We start from the raw sequence: 16784 nt of genomic DNA, 5'->3' as shown, positions 1-16784 counted from the left end.
ATGCCTCGTAAGGGCCCCGCCCCGAAGCGCCCGGTCATCATCGACCCGGTCTACGGTTCTCCTCTTGTCACGTCGCTGATCAACAAGGTGCTGCTGAACGGCAAGCGCTCCACCGCCGAGCGCATCGTGTACGGCGCCATGGAGGGCCTGCGCGAGAAGACCAGCAACGACCCGGTCATCACGCTGAAGCGCGCGCTGGAGAACATCAAGCCGACCCTCGAGGTTAAGTCCCGCCGTGTCGGTGGTGCGACGTACCAGGTTCCGATCGAGGTCAAGCCCGGTCGTGCCAACACGCTCGCGCTGCGCTGGCTGGTCGGTTACTCCCGCGCCCGTCGCGAGAAGACCATGACCGAGCGTCTGCTCAACGAGCTTCTCGACGCCTCCAACGGCCTCGGTGCCGCTGTGAAGAAGCGCGAGGACACCCACAAGATGGCCGAGTCCAACAAGGCCTTCGCGCACTACCGCTGGTAGTCGCTACCCCCATCGAGACCGAGAGAAGACCGAAGCCTTATGGCTACCACTTCACTTGACCTGGCCAGGGTCCGCAACATCGGGATCATGGCCCACATCGACGCGGGCAAGACGACCACCACCGAGCGGATCCTCTTCTACACCGGCGTCAGCTACAAGATCGGTGAGGTCCACGACGGCGCTGCCACCATGGACTGGATGGAGCAGGAGCAGGAGCGTGGCATCACGATCACCTCTGCTGCCACCACCTGTCACTGGCCGCTCGAGGACAACGACTACACGATCAACATCATCGACACCCCGGGGCACGTCGACTTCACGGTCGAGGTGGAGCGTTCGCTCCGCGTCCTCGACGGTGCCGTCACGGTGTTCGACGGTGTCGCCGGTGTCGAGCCGCAGTCCGAGACGGTGTGGCGTCAGGCCGACCGTTACGGCGTGCCGCGCATCTGCTTCGTGAACAAGCTGGACCGTACCGGCGCCGAGTTCCACCGTTGTGTGGACATGATCTCGAACCGCCTGGGTGCCGTCCCGCTCGTCATGCAGCTGCCGATCGGCGCCGAGATGGACTTCAAGGGCGTTGTGGACCTGGTCCGCATGAAGGCGCTCGTGTGGTCCGCCGAGGCCGCCAAGGGCGAGATGTACGACGTCGTCGACATCCCGGCCACGCACACCGAGGCTGCCGAGGAGTACCGCGGCAAGCTGGTCGAGGCCGTCGCGGAGAACGACGACGAGATCATGGAGCTGTTCCTGGAGGGTCAGGAGCCCACCGAGGAGCAGCTGTACGCCGCGATCCGTCGCATCACCATCGCGACGGGCAAGTCCGACGGCGTCACGGTCACCCCGGTGTTCTGTGGCACCGCGTTCAAGAACAAGGGCGTCCAGCCCCTGCTCGACGCGGTCGTGCGCTACCTCCCGACCCCGCTCGACGTCGAGGCCATCGAGGGCCACGACGTGAAGGACCCCGAGGTCGTGGTCAAGCGCAAGCCGTCCGACGACGAGCCGCTGTCGGCGCTGGCGTTCAAGATCATGAGCGACCCGCACCTCGGTAAGCTCACCTTCGTCCGGATCTACTCCGGTCGCCTGGAGTCCGGCACCGCCGTGCTGAACTCCGTCAAGGGCAAGAAGGAGCGCATCGGCAAGATCTACCGTATGCACGCGAACAAGCGTGAGGAGATCGAGTCGGTGGGCGCCGGCGACATCGTCGCCGTCATGGGCCTCAAGCAGACCACCACCGGTGAGACGCTGAGCGACGACAAGCAGCCGGTGATCCTGGAGTCCATGGACTTCCCGGCGCCGGTCATCCAGGTCGCCATCGAGCCCAAGTCCAAGGGTGACCAGGAGAAGCTGGGTGTCGCCATCCAGCGTCTCGCGGAGGAGGACCCCTCCTTCCAGGTTCACTCGGACGAGGAGACGGGCCAGACCATCATCGGTGGTATGGGCGAGCTGCACCTCGAGGTGCTGGTCGACCGTATGCGCCGTGAGTTCAAGGTCGAGGCCAACGTCGGCAAGCCGCAGGTGGCCTACCGCGAGACGATCCGCAAGGCCGTCGAGCGCGTCGACTACACGCACAAGAAGCAGACTGGTGGTACCGGCCAGTTCGCCAAGGTGCAGATCGCGATCGAGCCGATCGAGGGCGGCGACGCCTCGTACGAGTTCGTGAACAAGGTCACCGGTGGCCGTATCCCGAAGGAGTACATCCCTTCGGTGGACGCCGGCGCGCAGGAGGCCATGCAGTTCGGCATCCTCGCGGGCTACGAGATGACGGGCGTCCGCGTCACGCTTCTCGACGGTGGCTACCACGAGGTCGACTCCTCCGAGCTCGCCTTCAAGATCGCCGGTTCGCAGGCCTTCAAGGAGGCCGCGCGCAAGGCGTCCCCCGTGCTCCTTGAGCCGATGATGGCCGTCGAGGTCACCACGCCCGAGGACTACATGGGTGAGGTCATCGGCGACATCAACTCCCGCCGTGGTCAGATCCAGGCCATGGAGGAGCGGGCCGGTGCCCGCGTCGTGAAGGGCCTCGTGCCCCTCTCGGAGATGTTCGGCTACGTCGGAGACCTCCGCAGCAAGACCTCGGGTCGCGCAAGCTACTCGATGCAGTTCGACTCCTACGCCGAGGTTCCGCGGAACGTCGCCGAGGAGATCATCGCGAAGGCCAAGGGCGAGTAACGCACCGCGTTCAACGCACCGCGTCCACACGCTTTAGGCTTGACTCCGGAGCCTCAGGGGGCAAACACCCGCAAACACGGGTGTTTGCCCAAGGACCCGGACTTTCCAGCAAAGATCACCTGGCGCCGACGCAGTAAGGCGTACCAGAACCACTCCCAGGAGGACCCCAGTGGCGAAGGCGAAGTTCGAGCGGACTAAGCCGCACGTCAACATCGGCACCATCGGTCACATCGACCACGGTAAGACGACCCTCACGGCCGCCATTACCAAGGTGCTGCACGACGCGTTCCCGGACCTGAACGAGGCCTCGGCGTTCGACCAGATCGACAAGGCTCCCGAGGAGCGCCAGCGCGGTATCACGATCTCGATCGCGCACGTCGAGTACCAGACGGAGACCCGTCACTACGCCCACGTCGACTGCCCCGGTCACGCGGACTACATCAAGAACATGATCACGGGTGCGGCGCAGATGGACGGCGCCATCCTCGTTGTCGCCGCCACCGACGGCCCGATGCCGCAGACCAAGGAGCACGTGCTCCTGGCCCGCCAGGTCGGCGTTCCGTACATCGTCGTCGCCCTGAACAAGGCCGACATGGTGGACGACGAGGAGATCCTGGAGCTCGTCGAGCTCGAGGTCCGTGAGCTGCTCTCCGAGTACGAGTTCCCGGGCGACGACCTGCCGGTCGTCAAGGTCTCGGCGCTCAAGGCCCTTGAGGGCGACAAGGAGTGGGGCCAGTCCGTCCTCGACCTGATGAAGGCCGTCGACGAGAACATCCCGCAGCCCGAGCGTGACGTCGACAAGCCGTTCCTGATGCCGATCGAGGACGTCTTCACGATCACCGGTCGTGGCACCGTCGTCACCGGTCGTATCGAGCGTGGCATCCTCAAGGTCAACGAGACCGTCGACATCGTGGGCATCAAGCAGGACAAGACCACCACCACGGTCACCGGCATCGAGATGTTCCGCAAGCTGCTCGACGAGGGCCAGGCCGGTGAGAACGTCGGTCTGCTCCTCCGTGGCATCAAGCGCGAGGACGTCGAGCGCGGCCAGGTCATCATCAAGCCCGGTTCGGTCACGCCGCACACCGAGTTCGAGGCCCAGGCCTACATCCTGTCCAAGGACGAGGGTGGCCGCCACACGCCGTTCTTCAACAACTACCGTCCGCAGTTCTACTTCCGTACGACGGACGTGACGGGCGTTGTGACCCTCCCCGAGGGCACCGAGATGGTGATGCCGGGTGACAACACCGAGATGAAGGTGGAGCTCATCCAGCCCATCGCCATGGAAGAGGGCCTGAAGTTCGCCATCCGTGAGGGTGGCCGGACCGTGGGCGCCGGCCAGGTCATCAAGATCACGAAGTGATCTTGAACTGATCCGGTAGGTCTCTGGAGAGGCCCGTACGACTTCGGTCGTACGGGCCTCTTCGCTGTGCCCCCGTAGGGGAGCGCTTCGAAACTATTCGACGGTTACGACCCATTCCCCCCGCCGGTCACTCCCTTCACTATTTGTCATGCCGCTGACCAAATACCGGGTGGAGGAGTGTGGCATGTCTGGGTACGTCAGCCGCAGGGGTGTTCTCGGGGCCGGGATCGCCGCGGTGCCGGTGCTGTCGGCGCAGGCCGGGGGTGCGTGGGCGGACGGTCGGGTGGCCGGGGCGGTTGCCGGGGGTGGGGCTCCGCGGGCGACGGACCCCGGGGCGTACCTCTCCTTCTCGCCCGTACCGGGTGGGTTTCCGCTGGTCGGTGTCCCGGTGGTGGTCAGCCCCGAGGATCACCCCGGAGTGGTGAGGGTCGCGGGGGATCTGCGGGACGACATCGAGCGGGTGACGGGGGTGCGGCCGGGGGGCACGATCGGCCCCGAGGTCGTGCTGGTGGGCACCATCGGCCGCAGCCCGCTGATCGACGGGTTGATCGCCGCCGGGAAGCTGGACGTCGGCGGGGTGCGGGGTAAGTGGGAGACCTCGTTGCAGACGGTCGTCGAGCGGCCGATGCCCGGGGTGAAGCGGGCCTTCGTCGTGGCGGGCAGCGACCCGCGCGGCACGATCTTCGGGGCGTACGACGTCTCGTACGGCCTCGGTGTCTCGCCCTGGTACTGGTGGGACGATGTGCCGCCGGTCCGGCGTGAGGCGGTGTACGTGCGGCCGGGGCGCTTCAGCCAGGGGACGCCGGCCGTGAAATACCGGGGCGTCTTCATCAATGACGAGAACCCGGCGCTCGGGACGTGGGCGCCGGCGTACTTCGGGCCCGGGAAGGCGCCGGGGCATCCCGGGGGCTTCAACGCGGACTTCTGGGCGAAGGTCTTCGAGGTGTTGTTGAGGCTGAAGGGGAACTACGTCTGGCCGGCGGTGTGGGGGCGGGCCTTCGCCGAGGACGATCCGGAGAACCACGCGCGGGCGAAACACTATGGAATTGTCATGGGCACGTCCCATGAGGCGCCCATGATGCGGGGGATCGAGGAGTGGAACCGGCATGCGGTGCCGGCGGTGAGGGACAGCGCGGGCAATGTGGTGACCCCCGGGCGGGACCCCTACGGGGGCACCGGGGAGTGGTCGTACCGCCGGAACGCCGAGGCCATCAGGGCGTACTGGCGGGACGGCATCCGGCGCATGGTCGATGAGGACTTCGAGGGCGTCGTCACTCTGGGGATGCGCGGCAACGGCGACACCAGTCTGCCGGACGGTGACGGCATCGAGCTGATGCGGGAGATCATCGAGACCCAGCGGGGAATCATCGCCGAGGTGACCGGCCGGCCGGTGGAGGAGACTCCGCAGGTGTGGACCCTCTACAAGGAGGTCCAGCGGTACTGGGACCGGGGGCTGCGGGCGCCGGACGACGTGACCGTCGTCCTCACGGACGACAACTGGGGGAACATCCGTAAGCATCCGGACCCGGGGGAGCCCGTACGACCCGGGGGTTACGGGCTGTACTACCACTTCGACTACGTCGGGGTCGGGCGCAACTACAAGTGGGTCGACACGGCGAACCTCGCGAACCTGTGGGAGCAGCTGCACCAGGCGAGTTCCTTTGGAAACCGTGGGCTGTGGGTGGTGAACGTCGGCGACCTGAAGGGGAACGAGCTGCCGACCGAGTTCTTCCTCGACTACGCCTGGAATCCGGGGCGTTGGGGGCTGGAGAACCTGGGGGAGTGGGAGCGGGGGTTCGCGCGGCAGAGCTTCGGGGCGGAGGCGGCGGCGGAGATCGCCGAGGTGCAGGGTGCGTACGGGCAGCTCCAGGCCCGTCGTAAGCCGGAGCTGTTGAACCGCCGGATCACCCTCGACGGGACGAAGGACCCCACCAAGGACGAGCGGGCGATCGTCCACGACGACCAGGAGACGCCCTTCTACTTCGGCCATCGTGAGCTGGAGCGGGTCACGGAGGAGTGGCGGGCGCTGGCGAAACGGGCCGAGCGGGTGGCGCGGGGGCTTCCGGAGGGCGTGCGGGACGCGTGGTTCGAGCTGGTCGGGTACGCGGTGCTGGCGACGGCGAACCTGTACGGGTTGCGGGAGGCCGAGTTCGAGAACCTGCTGTACGCGGGCCAGGGGCGGGCGGCCACCAACGGCCGCGCGGAGGCCGCCGAGGCCGGCCTGGCACGCGACTTCGCGTTGGCCGATCGCTTCAACTCCGAGGTGGCGGGCGGGAAGTGGCGGGGCTTCCAGACGCAGCCGCACATCGGGTACGGGGATGTGGAGCGGTACGGCCCGAACGCCGGGTGGCAGCAGCCGGAGAAGGACAACGTGGCGCTGCCGGACGAGATCTTCCCCAAGGTGCGGCGGATCGAGGTGCCGGAGGCGGCGGAGTTGGGGGTCGCGGTCGACGGGGCGGACGACTCGGGGGAGTGGTGGCCCGGCTCCTCGAAGGAAGCGGTGCTGCCGGTGTTCAGCCCGTACCAGACGCGGCCCCAGCAGTATGTGGAGATCTTCAACCGGGGGCGTACGCCCTTCTCGTACCGGATCGAGTCGTCGGTGCCGTGGTTGGTGGTGGAGCGGTCTCGGGGGCGGGTCGAGGAACAGGTGCGGGTGGGGGTGCGGGTGGACTGGGGGCGGGTGCCGACGGGGGGTGCGGAAGCCGCCTTGACGGTGTCCGGGGCTGGGGCGGCGGTGACGGTGAAGGCCGTCGCGGAGAAGCCGTCGGCGCGGGAGGCACGGGGGCTGCGGGGGTTCGTCGAGGCGGGCGGGTATGTGGCGATCGACGCGGAGCACTACGCGCGGGCCGTGGGGTCGTCCGACGGGCGGGTGCGCTGGCGCCGGATCGAGCGGATCGGGCGTACGGGGGCGGGGGTGACCCCGTGGCCGGTGACGGCTGCTCGGCAGACGCCGGGGGGTAGCGGGCCGCGCCTGGAGTACGAGGTCAGCGTGCTGTCGGCCGTGGATGAGGTGACGGTCTGGGCGTACGTCTCACCTCGGAACCCCGCGCTGGCCACGGGCGGGCTGCGGTACGCCGTGTCCTTCGACTCCGGGGCTCCGCGGGTCGTCGACATCAACGCCGTGACGGGGGCCGACGACGGGGTGATGAACAGGCAGTGGGCGCGCAACACGTCGGACAACGTGAACGTGACGGCTACCAGACACGCGATCGCCGGGCCCGGGGTGCACCGGCTGAAGTTCTGGATGGTCGACCCGACGGTGGTGTTGCAGCGCTTGGTGATCGACACGGGTGGGCTGACGCCGACGTATCTGGGGCCGCTGGAGAGCCACCGGATCTGAGAGAGGACCACGGATGAGACATACGAACCGCTTCCGCATGCCCGTGCTCGCGCTGGTCGCCGGGGCGCTGTTGTCCACGACGGTGGCCGTGCAGCCGGCCTCGGCGCACGGCCCGTCCTTGAGGAAGCTCGCCGACCGGGCCGGCGTACGCATCGGTACGGCCGTGGACATGACCGCGCTGGCCGAGGACCGCACGTACCGCAGAACGACGGCTCGCGAATTCGACTCCGTCACCGCCGAGAACGTCATGAAGTGGGAGTCGGTGGAGCCGCGGCGGGGCGTCTACGACTGGAAGCCGGCCGACGACCTCGTCCGCTACGCCCGCGCTCACGGGCAGGTCGTCCGCGGCCACACCCTGGTCTGGCACAGCCAGCTGCCGGGCTGGCTGACGAGCGGGGTGGCGGACGGCTCGATCGACTCGGCGGAGCTGCGCGGGATCCTCCGTGCCCACATCACCACGGAGGTGAAGCGGTACAAGGGCCGGATCCAGCAGTGGGACGTGGTGAACGAGATCTTCGAGGAGGACGGCTCGCCGCGGAACTCGATCTGGTTGCAGCAGCTGGGCCCCTCCTATATCGCCGACGCCTTCCGCTGGGCCCACGCGGCCGACCCCAGGGCCAAGCTCTTCCTCAACGACTACAACGTGGAGGGCGTCAACGCGAAGTCCACGGCGTACTACGAACTGGCGAAGCGGTTGCGTTCGGAGGGCGTGCCGGTGCAGGGCTTCGGTGCTCAGGGGCATCTCGCCATCCAGTACGGCTTCCCGGGGCAGGTCGCCGAGAACCTCGCCCGCTTCGAGGCGCTGGGGATGCGGACGGCGTTCACGGAGGTGGACGTGCGGATGATCCTGCCGGTGGACGAGGCGAAGCTCGCGGCCCAGGCGAGCTATTACCGGCGGCTTCTGGATGCCTGCCTGGGGGCGCGGAGCTGCACGTCGTTCACGGTCTGGGGCTACACGGACAAGTACTCGTGGGTGCCGGGGGTGTTCGGCGGGCAGGGGGCGGCGACGCCGATGGACGAGGAGTACGGGCGGAAGGCGGCGTACGGGGCGTTGCGGGAGGGGCTGGCGGCGGGGCGCTGGTGATGGCTTTCAGAAGCCGGGGCGGCGGCTTCCTCCGCGCCGAAGGCGTACTCCCACTTCCAGCTCACTCGCGGAAGGCTTTCATCGCCTCGTCCAGGACGGCGCGCTCAGCTCCCGCAGGGCTTCCCGGATCCTCGTGTTCCAGGTTGCTCTTCGCGTGAGTGTGGCGGGCGGACAGGCGTGGACGGCGGGCGATCTCGATGTCCCGGGCCCACACCAGGACCTGGCTCCGCACAGGGCTCACAGACTGCCATGGTCGTGACGGCACCCGGGGGTGCCCGATTCTCCGCGCCCTGGGCCTACACCGCTGGGCGGCCGGGAGGGCGTGATCACGTCATTGGTAATCTGCCGCCTTCCATATCCGCGCCCTTTTGAAAGAGGTGTGAATGAAGTCAGGCAGACGGACCGTCGCGGTGGCCACGCTCGTGGGGGCGCTGGGTCTCTCGGTGCTGAACGCGCCGGCGGCCCACGCGGCGGACACCGGTATCACCGTGTCGGACATCGTCATCAACAACGGCAAGCCGATCGTGGTGGGCACGACGAAGGAGGTGGAGCCGCCCATGACGTTCAACCTGGCGCTGCCGGCCGGGTACAGCGTCGAGGGAACGGCGGGCAGCTGGAGCGCGTACCCGTTCCTCTACCGGGGCGACCTGAAGAAGGCCGCCGACACCGGAGAGAACTTCATCGGACCGGGCAGCTACACCTGCTACGAAATCGACTCCAGGCACGCTCGCTGCGAGGGCAACCTCTACATCGACCCGCACCCGAGCCAGGAGCACGTCGACTCCAACAACGACGCCACTACGTGGAAGGTCGCCGTGTCGCTCCGTCTGTTCAAGGCCAGCGGGGGCCTCAAGGCCGGGGAGACCGAGAAGCGGTCCAATACCGTCCAGCTCAAGCGCGCGGCCAAGGCCACCGTCAACGCCACGCCCGAGCCGGTCGCCAAGGGCAAGAAGATCACCGTCACGGGCAAGCTGACCCGGGCGAACTGGAGCACGAAGAAGTTCGGCGCCTACAGCGGGCGCACCGCCAGCCTCCAGTTCCGCGCCAAGGGCACCGACACCTTCAAGACGGTCAAGAAAGCCACCACCAGCAGCACGGGTGCACTCAGGACGACGGTCACCGCCTCCACCGACGGTTCCTACCGCTGGGTGTACTACGGCAACTCGACGACCGGCGTCGCCACCAGCGCGGCGGACTACGTCGACGTGCGCTGACCTCCGCGTTCAGCGGAGCGTCGGTACCTCGCCGCCCTCGGCCCTCGTGAGCGTGACCCCCGCCAGACCCCGCAGCCTGCGTTCCGCCACGGCGGTCAGGTCGGCTGTGGTCGGTGGGGTCGGGCCCAGGCCGATGGCGTAGCGGGCGGGGTTCGTGGTGAAGGGCCGGGGCCAGGCGTGGCACTCGGGGGCCGCCTCGGCGAGGTCCGTGATCAGGGCCCGCATCCTGCCCCGTACCCGGCCCTCGTCCGCGGCCCCGTCCGTGCCGTCTCCTCCACCCCCGTCCACCGTCACGATCGCCCAGGCGGCGTGGCGGCGGTGGAGTGGGGGAGGGGTGAGGAGTTCGGCCCACGGACTTCCCGCTTCCAGCAACTCCCAGGCGCGGAACAGCTCTTGGGTGATCAGGTCGCGCATGCCCTCGGTGACCTGGTCCGTGCAGGGGCGGACCGGGGCCGAGGGCGTCGTGATGGTGAGGGGGAGAGGGAAGGGGAGGGGGAAGCGGCCGGAGGTGCCTACGGGGACTCCCACCGGCTCGCGCCAGTCCCATGCCGCCCACGTCGCGAAGAAGTGCCGTAGGAGATCGGCCTGCGGCAGGCCGCCCGCCTCGCTCGCGGTGTGGGCCGCCAGGACGGACCAGGCCAGGCCCGGCAGGCCGCCGAACGGTGCCGAGTCCAGGCCCCGGGCCTTCGCCCATGCCTTGACCTGCCTGGCCAACCGGGCGAAGGCCGGCCCGTGGGAGCCCGCCGAGTCCACCACCGCATCCGCGTCGCTCACCGCGCTGAGCGCGATCGCCGCCGCCTCGCCCAGTTCCGCCCGGCGGTCCACCGCCTGCGCCGGGTCCATCGACCCGGTGGCCACGACGGCCAGGTCCACGGCCAGCCCGTCGAGCCGCAGCCGCAGACCGGGTACGCGTGCGCCGACCACCTCGCGCACCTCCGCGGCCTCACGCGTCGCTTCACTCAACTTCGCCTGTACGGTGGCCAGTTCGACCGTTCCGGGCAGCGCCGCCACCAGGTCCAGATCCGCGCCGGGCAGCGCGCAGCCCATGCGCCGGGAGCCGACCACGGTTACGACGCCGGCGGGGAACGTGTCCGTGAGGAGGCGGGTGACCCGGTCGGCCACGGCGGCGTCGGCGGTTCCGCCGATCTCGGCCGGCGCCGGCTCGTCGTGCCAGCGCACCTCTCCCGTCCCCAGGCTCACCGTCCCTCGTACGCGCATCGGCTCGTCCCCGCGTCGCGACAGCAGCGCCAGCTCGCCGACCCTGGCCGGCATGGGGGCGAGCCGGGCCGCGCAGGCGGCGGCCAGGGTGTTCGGGTCGGTGGTGCGGCCCAGGCTCAGGTGCGGGGTGAAGCCGGAGTGCCGGCCGCGGCAGTGCGGGAAGTGGCGTACGAGGGTGCTGTGCAGCTCGGCCCAGTGCTCCTCGCCGTCCGCCGCCGGGTCCAGCCACACGGTCGCGTCGTCCCGGTGGCCGAACCAGTGCACGCCCTCCAGCCGGGCCTCGAACGGAGCCGTCGTGGCCGTCGCGAGCACCGAGGCCGCCTGCTCGAACGCGTGTTCCGGTGCGAAGCCGAAGAGCAGGTTCACATGCGGGGGCCAGCGGTGGATCTGCGGGTCGTGCTCCCGGCGGATGTCCTGCAGCGGCGGCCACAGCTCCTCGGGAGGGAGCCACGCCAGTGCCGTACGGGCGGTCGGCCGGACGTCGAGGCACGCGAAGGCGGTGCCCGGGGCGTCAGGTCCCACCTCCGCCCGTACGCCGTAGTGGTCCGAGATGTACAGCCCGTCCGGCGAGGGCGCGTCCCCGTACAGCTCGGCCGACCGCACCCCCAGACCCCGCCCGCGCACCAGCACCCGGTCCAGCCGTGACACCCGCCCCGTCAGGGACGACACCGCCGCCAGCGGGTTGATGCCGGGGTCGAAGGTCGGCGTCCTGTCGTCCGGGCCGTGCGTCTCGCTCCACGCGTCCCGCATGCCGAGCGTCACCTGGGGTGTGTCGCCGCCGTCGTTGAAGTCGCCCAACAGGACGAGATCGGCGTCCAGGGCCGCCAGGCCCTCGGCGATCCGGGCCAGTTCGGAGGCGCGGCGACCGGCACCGTTCTCGGAATGGTCGCTGCTCAGATGGGTGGCCGCGATGACGAGGGGCCGCGTGGCCGTCTCCACCACGACGGAGGTCACCGCCTTGTGCGGGCCCAGCGCGTGGAACGCGGCCTCGCGGACCGGCAACCGGCTCAGGATGAGCAGACCGCACTCGTCCACGTCCCGCCCGCGCGGGTCCGTCCCCAGCGTCCAGTCCGCCCGTACCCAGGGTTCGCGCAGCAGCATGGCCAGCAGCTCCGCCTCGACCTCCTGCAACGCGATCACGTCCGCATCGGCGTCGCGCAGCGCCCGCAGCAGCAACGGCCTGCGCCCGGCGCTGTCGATGAGGTCGGCGTCGTACCGGTCCCAGAGGGTGTTCCAGGTCAGCACCCGTACGCCTGCGGAGCCGGACACGGAGACGGACGCGGCCCCGCGCGGTGAACGAGTCACGGGGGCCCACCCCTCCCCGTCCCACGCATACGGCGTGCGCGCCGTGAAGAACGGCGCTCGGAGCAGACGGGCCTCCCGTACGCGCCCCGCCTTCGTCGCGTCGATCCGGTCCACCCCCGTGCCCCGGTCCCAGACCACCTCGCCGTCCGCCTCGAAGAACAGCACCCGGTGCCACGGGATCTCGCCGCCGGGCACGAACGCGGGCAGCGGGACCCGCTTGGGCGCGGCGCCCCGCTGAAGGATGCCGAGCACGAAGCGGGCCGGGTCGAAGCGCGCGTCCCAGCGCACCCGGTGATAGATCTCCTCGCTCGTACGCACGGTTCCTCAGACCTCTTCCTCTATGGTCCCGCTCGCCCCGATGTACCAGGTGCGGTGCGCGTCGCCCGGATACGGCGGGGCGAAGCGGCGCAGCTGGGCGGCGAGCACCTCGGGCGGTACCGGGTGCTCGCGGCGGGTGTTGCGTCCTGTCAGCTCGTCCTCGTCGATGAGGACCACGGCGTGGGTGATCAGGGCGTTGCGGCGGTGAGCGACCGTGTGCACGAGCGAGCGCTGCTGATGGGTGAGCGAGGTGGCGTCCCACACCGTCGTCCCGCCTGCGGCCAGCGCGCCGTCCAGCCGGTCGAGCCCGGCGCGCAGTACGTCCGGGTTGGCCCGCTGGTCGGCGCGTGCGCCGCGCGCCTCGCGCAGATCGTCCAGCGATACGTACGCGTCCACGCCCCCGAGCCCCCGCGCGAACGTGCTCTTCCCGCTGCCCGCGGGCCCGACCAGCTGGATCAGCCTCGGGAAGGCCCCCGACCGCCACCGCCACGTCGCGGCCACGGCCTCCTCGACACTCACGACGCGCCCCCGCGCGTACGCCTCCCGCGCCTCGGCCCGGCAGCGGACGGCCGCGTCGGGCGACAGCCCGGCGAAGGCCTCCCGCAGGGCTGCCTCGTCCAGGGCCCGGACCTCCTCGGCGTGCAGCGCCGACCACTCCACCTGCTCGCGCGCCTCGTCCGTCGCCGCCGTGGCGCGGGCGACCGCGTGCAGCAGACCGAGATCGGCGGTGAGGGACAGCCGGGCCAGGCCGGTCCCGCGGTCCTGGTCCGGATACGGCCGGTGCAGTGCGGGGTGCAGCCCCACGAGGTCGGCGACCCGGCGCGCGAGCGGCATGCCCACGCCCCCGGCCAGCCGCGCCGCGAGCCGTGCCCGCCGGCCGCCTTGGTCGTGGTCGTGCAGCAGTGCGGCCAGCACGCCGACGAGCCGGTCGTCCCCGGTCCGCCCCGCCGGGTCGAAGCGGGCGACGGCCTTCCGGTCCCCTTCGCCGGGCAGCCCGACGGCCTCCGCCAGCGCGTCGGCGTCGGCGGGCGCGCCGGAACGCACCGCCCACAGCGGGGCCTGGGCGCCCAGCCCGTTCTCGACGACGGCCGCGTGCATCCAGTGCGTGTCCGTCCGTACGTGCCCGGCCCGCACCCATTTCGCGACGCACGTGCCGAAGTCCTCCGCGCCGAAGCCGTCCACGACCCGAACGACGTATCCCTCCTGCCGTCCGAGGTCCAGCCGCAGGCCGCGCAACGCCCGCTCGTCGAACAGGCCCCGCCACAGCACACGCGGCACGGGAACCCCGAGTCCGCGCAGAAAGGCCACCGTCCGGTCCCAGCCCAGGCAGCGCCCGTCCCTGTCCCACACCGAGAAGCCGTAGAACCAGCTGTCCAGGTTGTCGTACGGGAGGGAGTGGCGGGCGAACATGTTCTCCCCGCACACCCGCCAGCCCTCGGGTATGGCGTGGCCGATGCGGGCCTGGAGCGCCTTGACCCAGGTGCGGGAGGGGTGGTGGGCGGAGTCGAGCGAGCGGGCGTGCAGGCCGTCGGCGTACAGCGTGGTGTTCTCGCCGTCGAGCTTCTCGGTCACGACGACCTCGCGACCGCGCAGGCCGGACAGGCCGGTGACCCGGAGATCGTCGGCGGTGGCGCCGGGGGACCAGGGCAGATGCCTGGTCCGCGGATAGTGCGTGCGCATGGTGAACGTTCCCCCGTGACAGCCGACGTACCTGATCAGCGTAGGAGCGCGGGGCGGGGACGGGCGAGCGGATTACGGGCGGCTTAGGGTCCCGTTATGAACCAGGCCCGGGCATGAAACAGGCCCCGTTGTGAAGCAGGCCTCGTTGTGAAGCAGGTCCCTGTATGAAGCACCGAGCGGGCGTCGGGCTCACCTCGATCATGGTGGCGCTCACGTTGACGACCGGCATGATCGAGGCCGTCAGCTTCCTCGTGCTCGGCCCGGTGTTCACCGCCGTGCAGACCGGGAACCTCCTCTTCCTCTCCTTCGCGCTCACCGGCGCCGCCGGTCTGTCCCCGGCCGCGGCGGGCGTCTCGTTCGCCGGGTTCGCGGTCGGCGCGGTGCTCGGTTCCCGGTTCGAGTCGAGCGTGGACGCCCACGGCCGCCGCTGGTTCGTGCCCGCGCTGATCGGCGAGGCCCTGCTGCTGGGGCTCGGCGGACTGGTCGCCTGGCGCACCGGTGTCGACGCACCGGGCGCCCCGGCGGACGGCCCGCACTTCGCGGTGGTCGCCCTGGTCGCAGCGGCCATGGGCGTACGCAACGTCACCACCCTGCGGGCACGGGTCGCGGACGTGCCCACCACGGTGTCCACCCGCGCCCTGACCGCGCTCCTCAGCGGCCTGCCCCCGATCCCCGACACCCGCATCGGGGCGCACTCCGGGGACGAGGGGCGCCGCCTCGCCTCGGTCGGCGCGATGTTCACCGGCGGCCTGCTGGGCGCCTGGCTCCTGCACGAGGAGGTGCATCCGGCGGTGGTCCTGCTGCTGCCCGCCGCGCTGGTCCTGGTCCTGGGCGCGGTCTACTGGGCGACGCCGCGACAGCGCGCGTCGGAGCCCGGCTGAATCGAGACGCCCCCACGAAGCCGCTGGGGATCATGGCCGCATGACTCTCATAGCGAGCCGCCTCGTCGGTGCGGCCCTCATTCTCGCCGGAATAGCCGTTGATTTCTGGTGCGCCCTCGGTGTACCCCAGGACTGGACCGGGGGGATGAGATGGTTGCGCACCGTGCTGGCGCTGGCGGCCTTCGGCGCGATCATGCTCGGGGTCCGCTACGTGTTTCCCGACACATCGGGTGACTCCCCGGACGACAGCGCCGGCGACGCCCCGCACGACAACGCGAGCGATGCCCCGCACGACACCCCGCACGACACATCGGACGACGTCCGGGTCGACGCCCCGAACGGCGGCAGCGGCTCCCGGGTTTGACCTGCGTCACTCTCGGGGTAATCTCTCCGGCTCGATTGGCGGAGGTGCTGGGCTGTATGGCAGACTAGCGGGGTTGCTCGGTCGAGTGTTGATGCTGCGCGCCTCCCGCCGGGAGGACCGGAAGCGAGTCCCACAGTACTCGTCGTCCCAACTGCCTGATGGCAGCGCTGGGACGGACGTACGGGAATCTTTCGGGAAGTGTCAGTGCGGCGCCGGCCAGGCACCCGGTGGGCTTCTGCTCCCGGCCTGCGGTTCCGGAAGGGCCGTGTTTCCCGGACAGGGGATGCTCGAACAAGGGGCATCTGTGTGAGTGGAAGCGCGACACACCCGACCGCGTGGGTCGGAGAAGCGGGTCAAGGAACACCGGGTTCCAGAGCGTTAAACCAGACAAAGGACTACTGAGTAGCCATGGCGGGACAGAAGATCCGCATCCGGCTCAAGGCCTACGACCACGAGGTCATCGATTCCTCGGCGAAGAAGATCGTCGAGACGGTGACCCGCACTGGTGCGTCGGTCGCGGGCCCGGTGCCGCTGCCCACTGAGAAGAACGTGTACTGCGTCATCAAGTCGCCGCACAAGTACAAGGACTCGCGCGAGCACTTCGAGATGCGCACGCACAAGCGCCTGATCGACATCCTCGACCCCACCCCCAAGACCGTTGACTCTCTGATGCGACTCGACCTCCCGGCCGGTGTCGACATCGAGATCAAGCTCTGAAGGCCGGTGGTCTGAGAATGGCTAAGCAGATCAAGGGCATCCTGGGCGAGAAGCTCGGCATGACGCAGGTGTGGGACGAGAACAACCGTGTTGTTCCGGTCACCGTCGTCAAGGCCAGCCCCAACGTCGTGACCCAGGTCCGTACGAACGACGCCGACGGCTACGAAGCGGTCCAGATCGCCTTCGGCGAGATCGACCCTCGCAAGGTGAACAAGCCCCTCAAGGGTCACTTCGCCAAGGCCGACGTCACCCCCCGCCGCCACCTCGTCGAGATCCGCACCGCGGACGCCTCCGAGTACACGCTGGGCCAGGAGATCTCCGCCGAGGTCTTCGAGGCCGGCGTCAAGGTGGACGTGACCGGCAAGAGCAAGGGCAAGGGCTTCGCCGGTGTCATGAAGCGTCACAACTTCAAGGGCCTCGGCGCCGGTCACGGCACCCAGCGCAAGCACCGCTCTCCCGGTTCCATCGGTGGCTGCGCCACCCCGGGCCGCGTGTTCAAGGGCCTCCGCATGGCGGGCCGCATGGGCAACGAGCGGGTCACCACCCAGAACCTGACCGTCCACGCCGTTGACGCGGAGAAGGGTCTGCTGCTCATCAAGGGCGCTGTCCCCGGTCCGAACGGCGGCCTCGTCCTGGTCCGCACCGCGGCCAAGGGGGCCTGAG

Annotated in this window: 13 protein-coding genes; 10 read left to right on the top strand and 3 right to left on the bottom strand. The window is 69.8% G+C overall.

Translation table 11 applies throughout. The annotated features are described in order from the left end of the window. The 5 genes from rpsG to ACFU53_RS06225 all read left to right on the top strand — a co-directional run bounded on the left by rpsG (position 1) and on the right by ACFU53_RS06225 (position 8424). Positions 1 to 471 (top strand): 30S ribosomal protein S7, encoded by a 471-nt coding sequence (gene rpsG, locus ACFU53_RS06245; protein ID WP_005481264.1) that lies wholly within the window; start codon positions 1 to 3, stop codon positions 469 to 471. Positions 472 to 510: 39 nt separating this feature from the next. Next, entirely contained in the window at positions 511 to 2637 is a 2127-nt protein-coding gene (gene fusA, locus ACFU53_RS06240) for an elongation factor G (protein WP_383986535.1), read from the top strand. Positions 2638 to 2806: 169 nt separating this feature from the next. After that, a complete protein-coding gene (gene tuf, locus ACFU53_RS06235; protein WP_327728180.1) occupies positions 2807 to 4000 on the top strand; it encodes an elongation factor Tu in 1194 nt (397 codons plus the stop codon). A gap of 184 nt (positions 4001 to 4184) precedes the next feature. Further along, positions 4185 to 7340: a glycosyl hydrolase 115 family protein gene (locus tag ACFU53_RS06230; RefSeq protein WP_383986534.1), complete on the top strand. Its 3156-nt coding sequence runs from the start codon at positions 4185 to 4187 to the stop codon at positions 7338 to 7340. Positions 7341 to 7353: 13 nt separating this feature from the next. Beyond that, positions 7354 to 8424 (top strand): endo-1,4-beta-xylanase, encoded by a 1071-nt coding sequence (locus ACFU53_RS06225; RefSeq protein WP_383986532.1) that lies wholly within the window; start codon positions 7354 to 7356, stop codon positions 8422 to 8424. A gap of 61 nt (positions 8425 to 8485) precedes the next feature. Here ACFU53_RS06225 and ACFU53_RS06220 read toward each other — a convergent pair whose 3' ends face one another. Further along, the gene (locus tag ACFU53_RS06220; RefSeq protein ID WP_383986530.1) at positions 8486 to 8665 is read right to left on the bottom strand and encodes a hypothetical protein; all 180 of its coding nucleotides are present in this window, start codon (positions 8663 to 8665) and stop codon (positions 8486 to 8488) included. Positions 8666 to 8807: 142 nt separating this feature from the next. Between ACFU53_RS06220 and ACFU53_RS06215 the strand changes: the two genes are divergently transcribed. After that, a complete protein-coding gene (locus ACFU53_RS06215; RefSeq protein WP_383986528.1) occupies positions 8808 to 9638 on the top strand; it encodes a hypothetical protein in 831 nt (276 codons plus the stop codon). 9 nt (positions 9639 to 9647) lie between these two features. Here the strand turns inward: ACFU53_RS06215 and ACFU53_RS06210 are convergent, their stop codons facing one another. After that, the gene (locus ACFU53_RS06210; RefSeq protein WP_383986526.1) at positions 9648 to 12479 is read right to left on the bottom strand and encodes a poly(A) polymerase; all 2832 of its coding nucleotides are present in this window, start codon (positions 12477 to 12479) and stop codon (positions 9648 to 9650) included. A gap of 6 nt (positions 12480 to 12485) precedes the next feature. Further along, positions 12486 to 14159, bottom strand: coding sequence for an RNA ligase family protein (locus ACFU53_RS06205; RefSeq protein WP_383986524.1), 1674 nt, complete (start codon positions 14157 to 14159; stop codon positions 12486 to 12488). 164 nt (positions 14160 to 14323) lie between these two features. On the opposite strand from ACFU53_RS06205, the gene ACFU53_RS06200 reads away from it, so the two are divergent. The 4 genes from ACFU53_RS06200 to rplC all read left to right on the top strand — a co-directional run bounded on the left by ACFU53_RS06200 (position 14324) and on the right by rplC (position 16783). Then, entirely contained in the window at positions 14324 to 15040 is a 717-nt protein-coding gene (locus ACFU53_RS06200; protein ID WP_383986522.1) for a YoaK family protein, read from the top strand. Positions 15041 to 15080: 40 nt separating this feature from the next. Then, entirely contained in the window at positions 15081 to 15404 is a 324-nt protein-coding gene (locus ACFU53_RS06195) for a hypothetical protein (RefSeq protein ID WP_383986520.1), read from the top strand. 408 nt (positions 15405 to 15812) lie between these two features. Next, on the top strand, positions 15813 to 16121 hold the full coding sequence (gene rpsJ, locus ACFU53_RS06190) for a 30S ribosomal protein S10 (RefSeq protein WP_003948644.1): 309 nt from the start codon (positions 15813 to 15815) through the stop codon (positions 16119 to 16121). Between the two features lie 17 nt (positions 16122 to 16138). Further along, entirely contained in the window at positions 16139 to 16783 is a 645-nt protein-coding gene (gene rplC, locus ACFU53_RS06185) for a 50S ribosomal protein L3 (RefSeq protein ID WP_200300729.1), read from the top strand. Position 16784 lies beyond the last annotated feature (1 nt).

It is taken from the genome of Streptomyces sp. NPDC057474, assembly GCF_042802555.1.
In the GTDB taxonomy this organism is placed as follows: domain Bacteria; phylum Actinomycetota; class Actinomycetes; order Streptomycetales; family Streptomycetaceae; genus Streptomyces.
The sequence above is the reverse complement of the archived record's forward strand: the minus strand, read 5'-3'. Positions and strand labels throughout refer to the sequence as shown.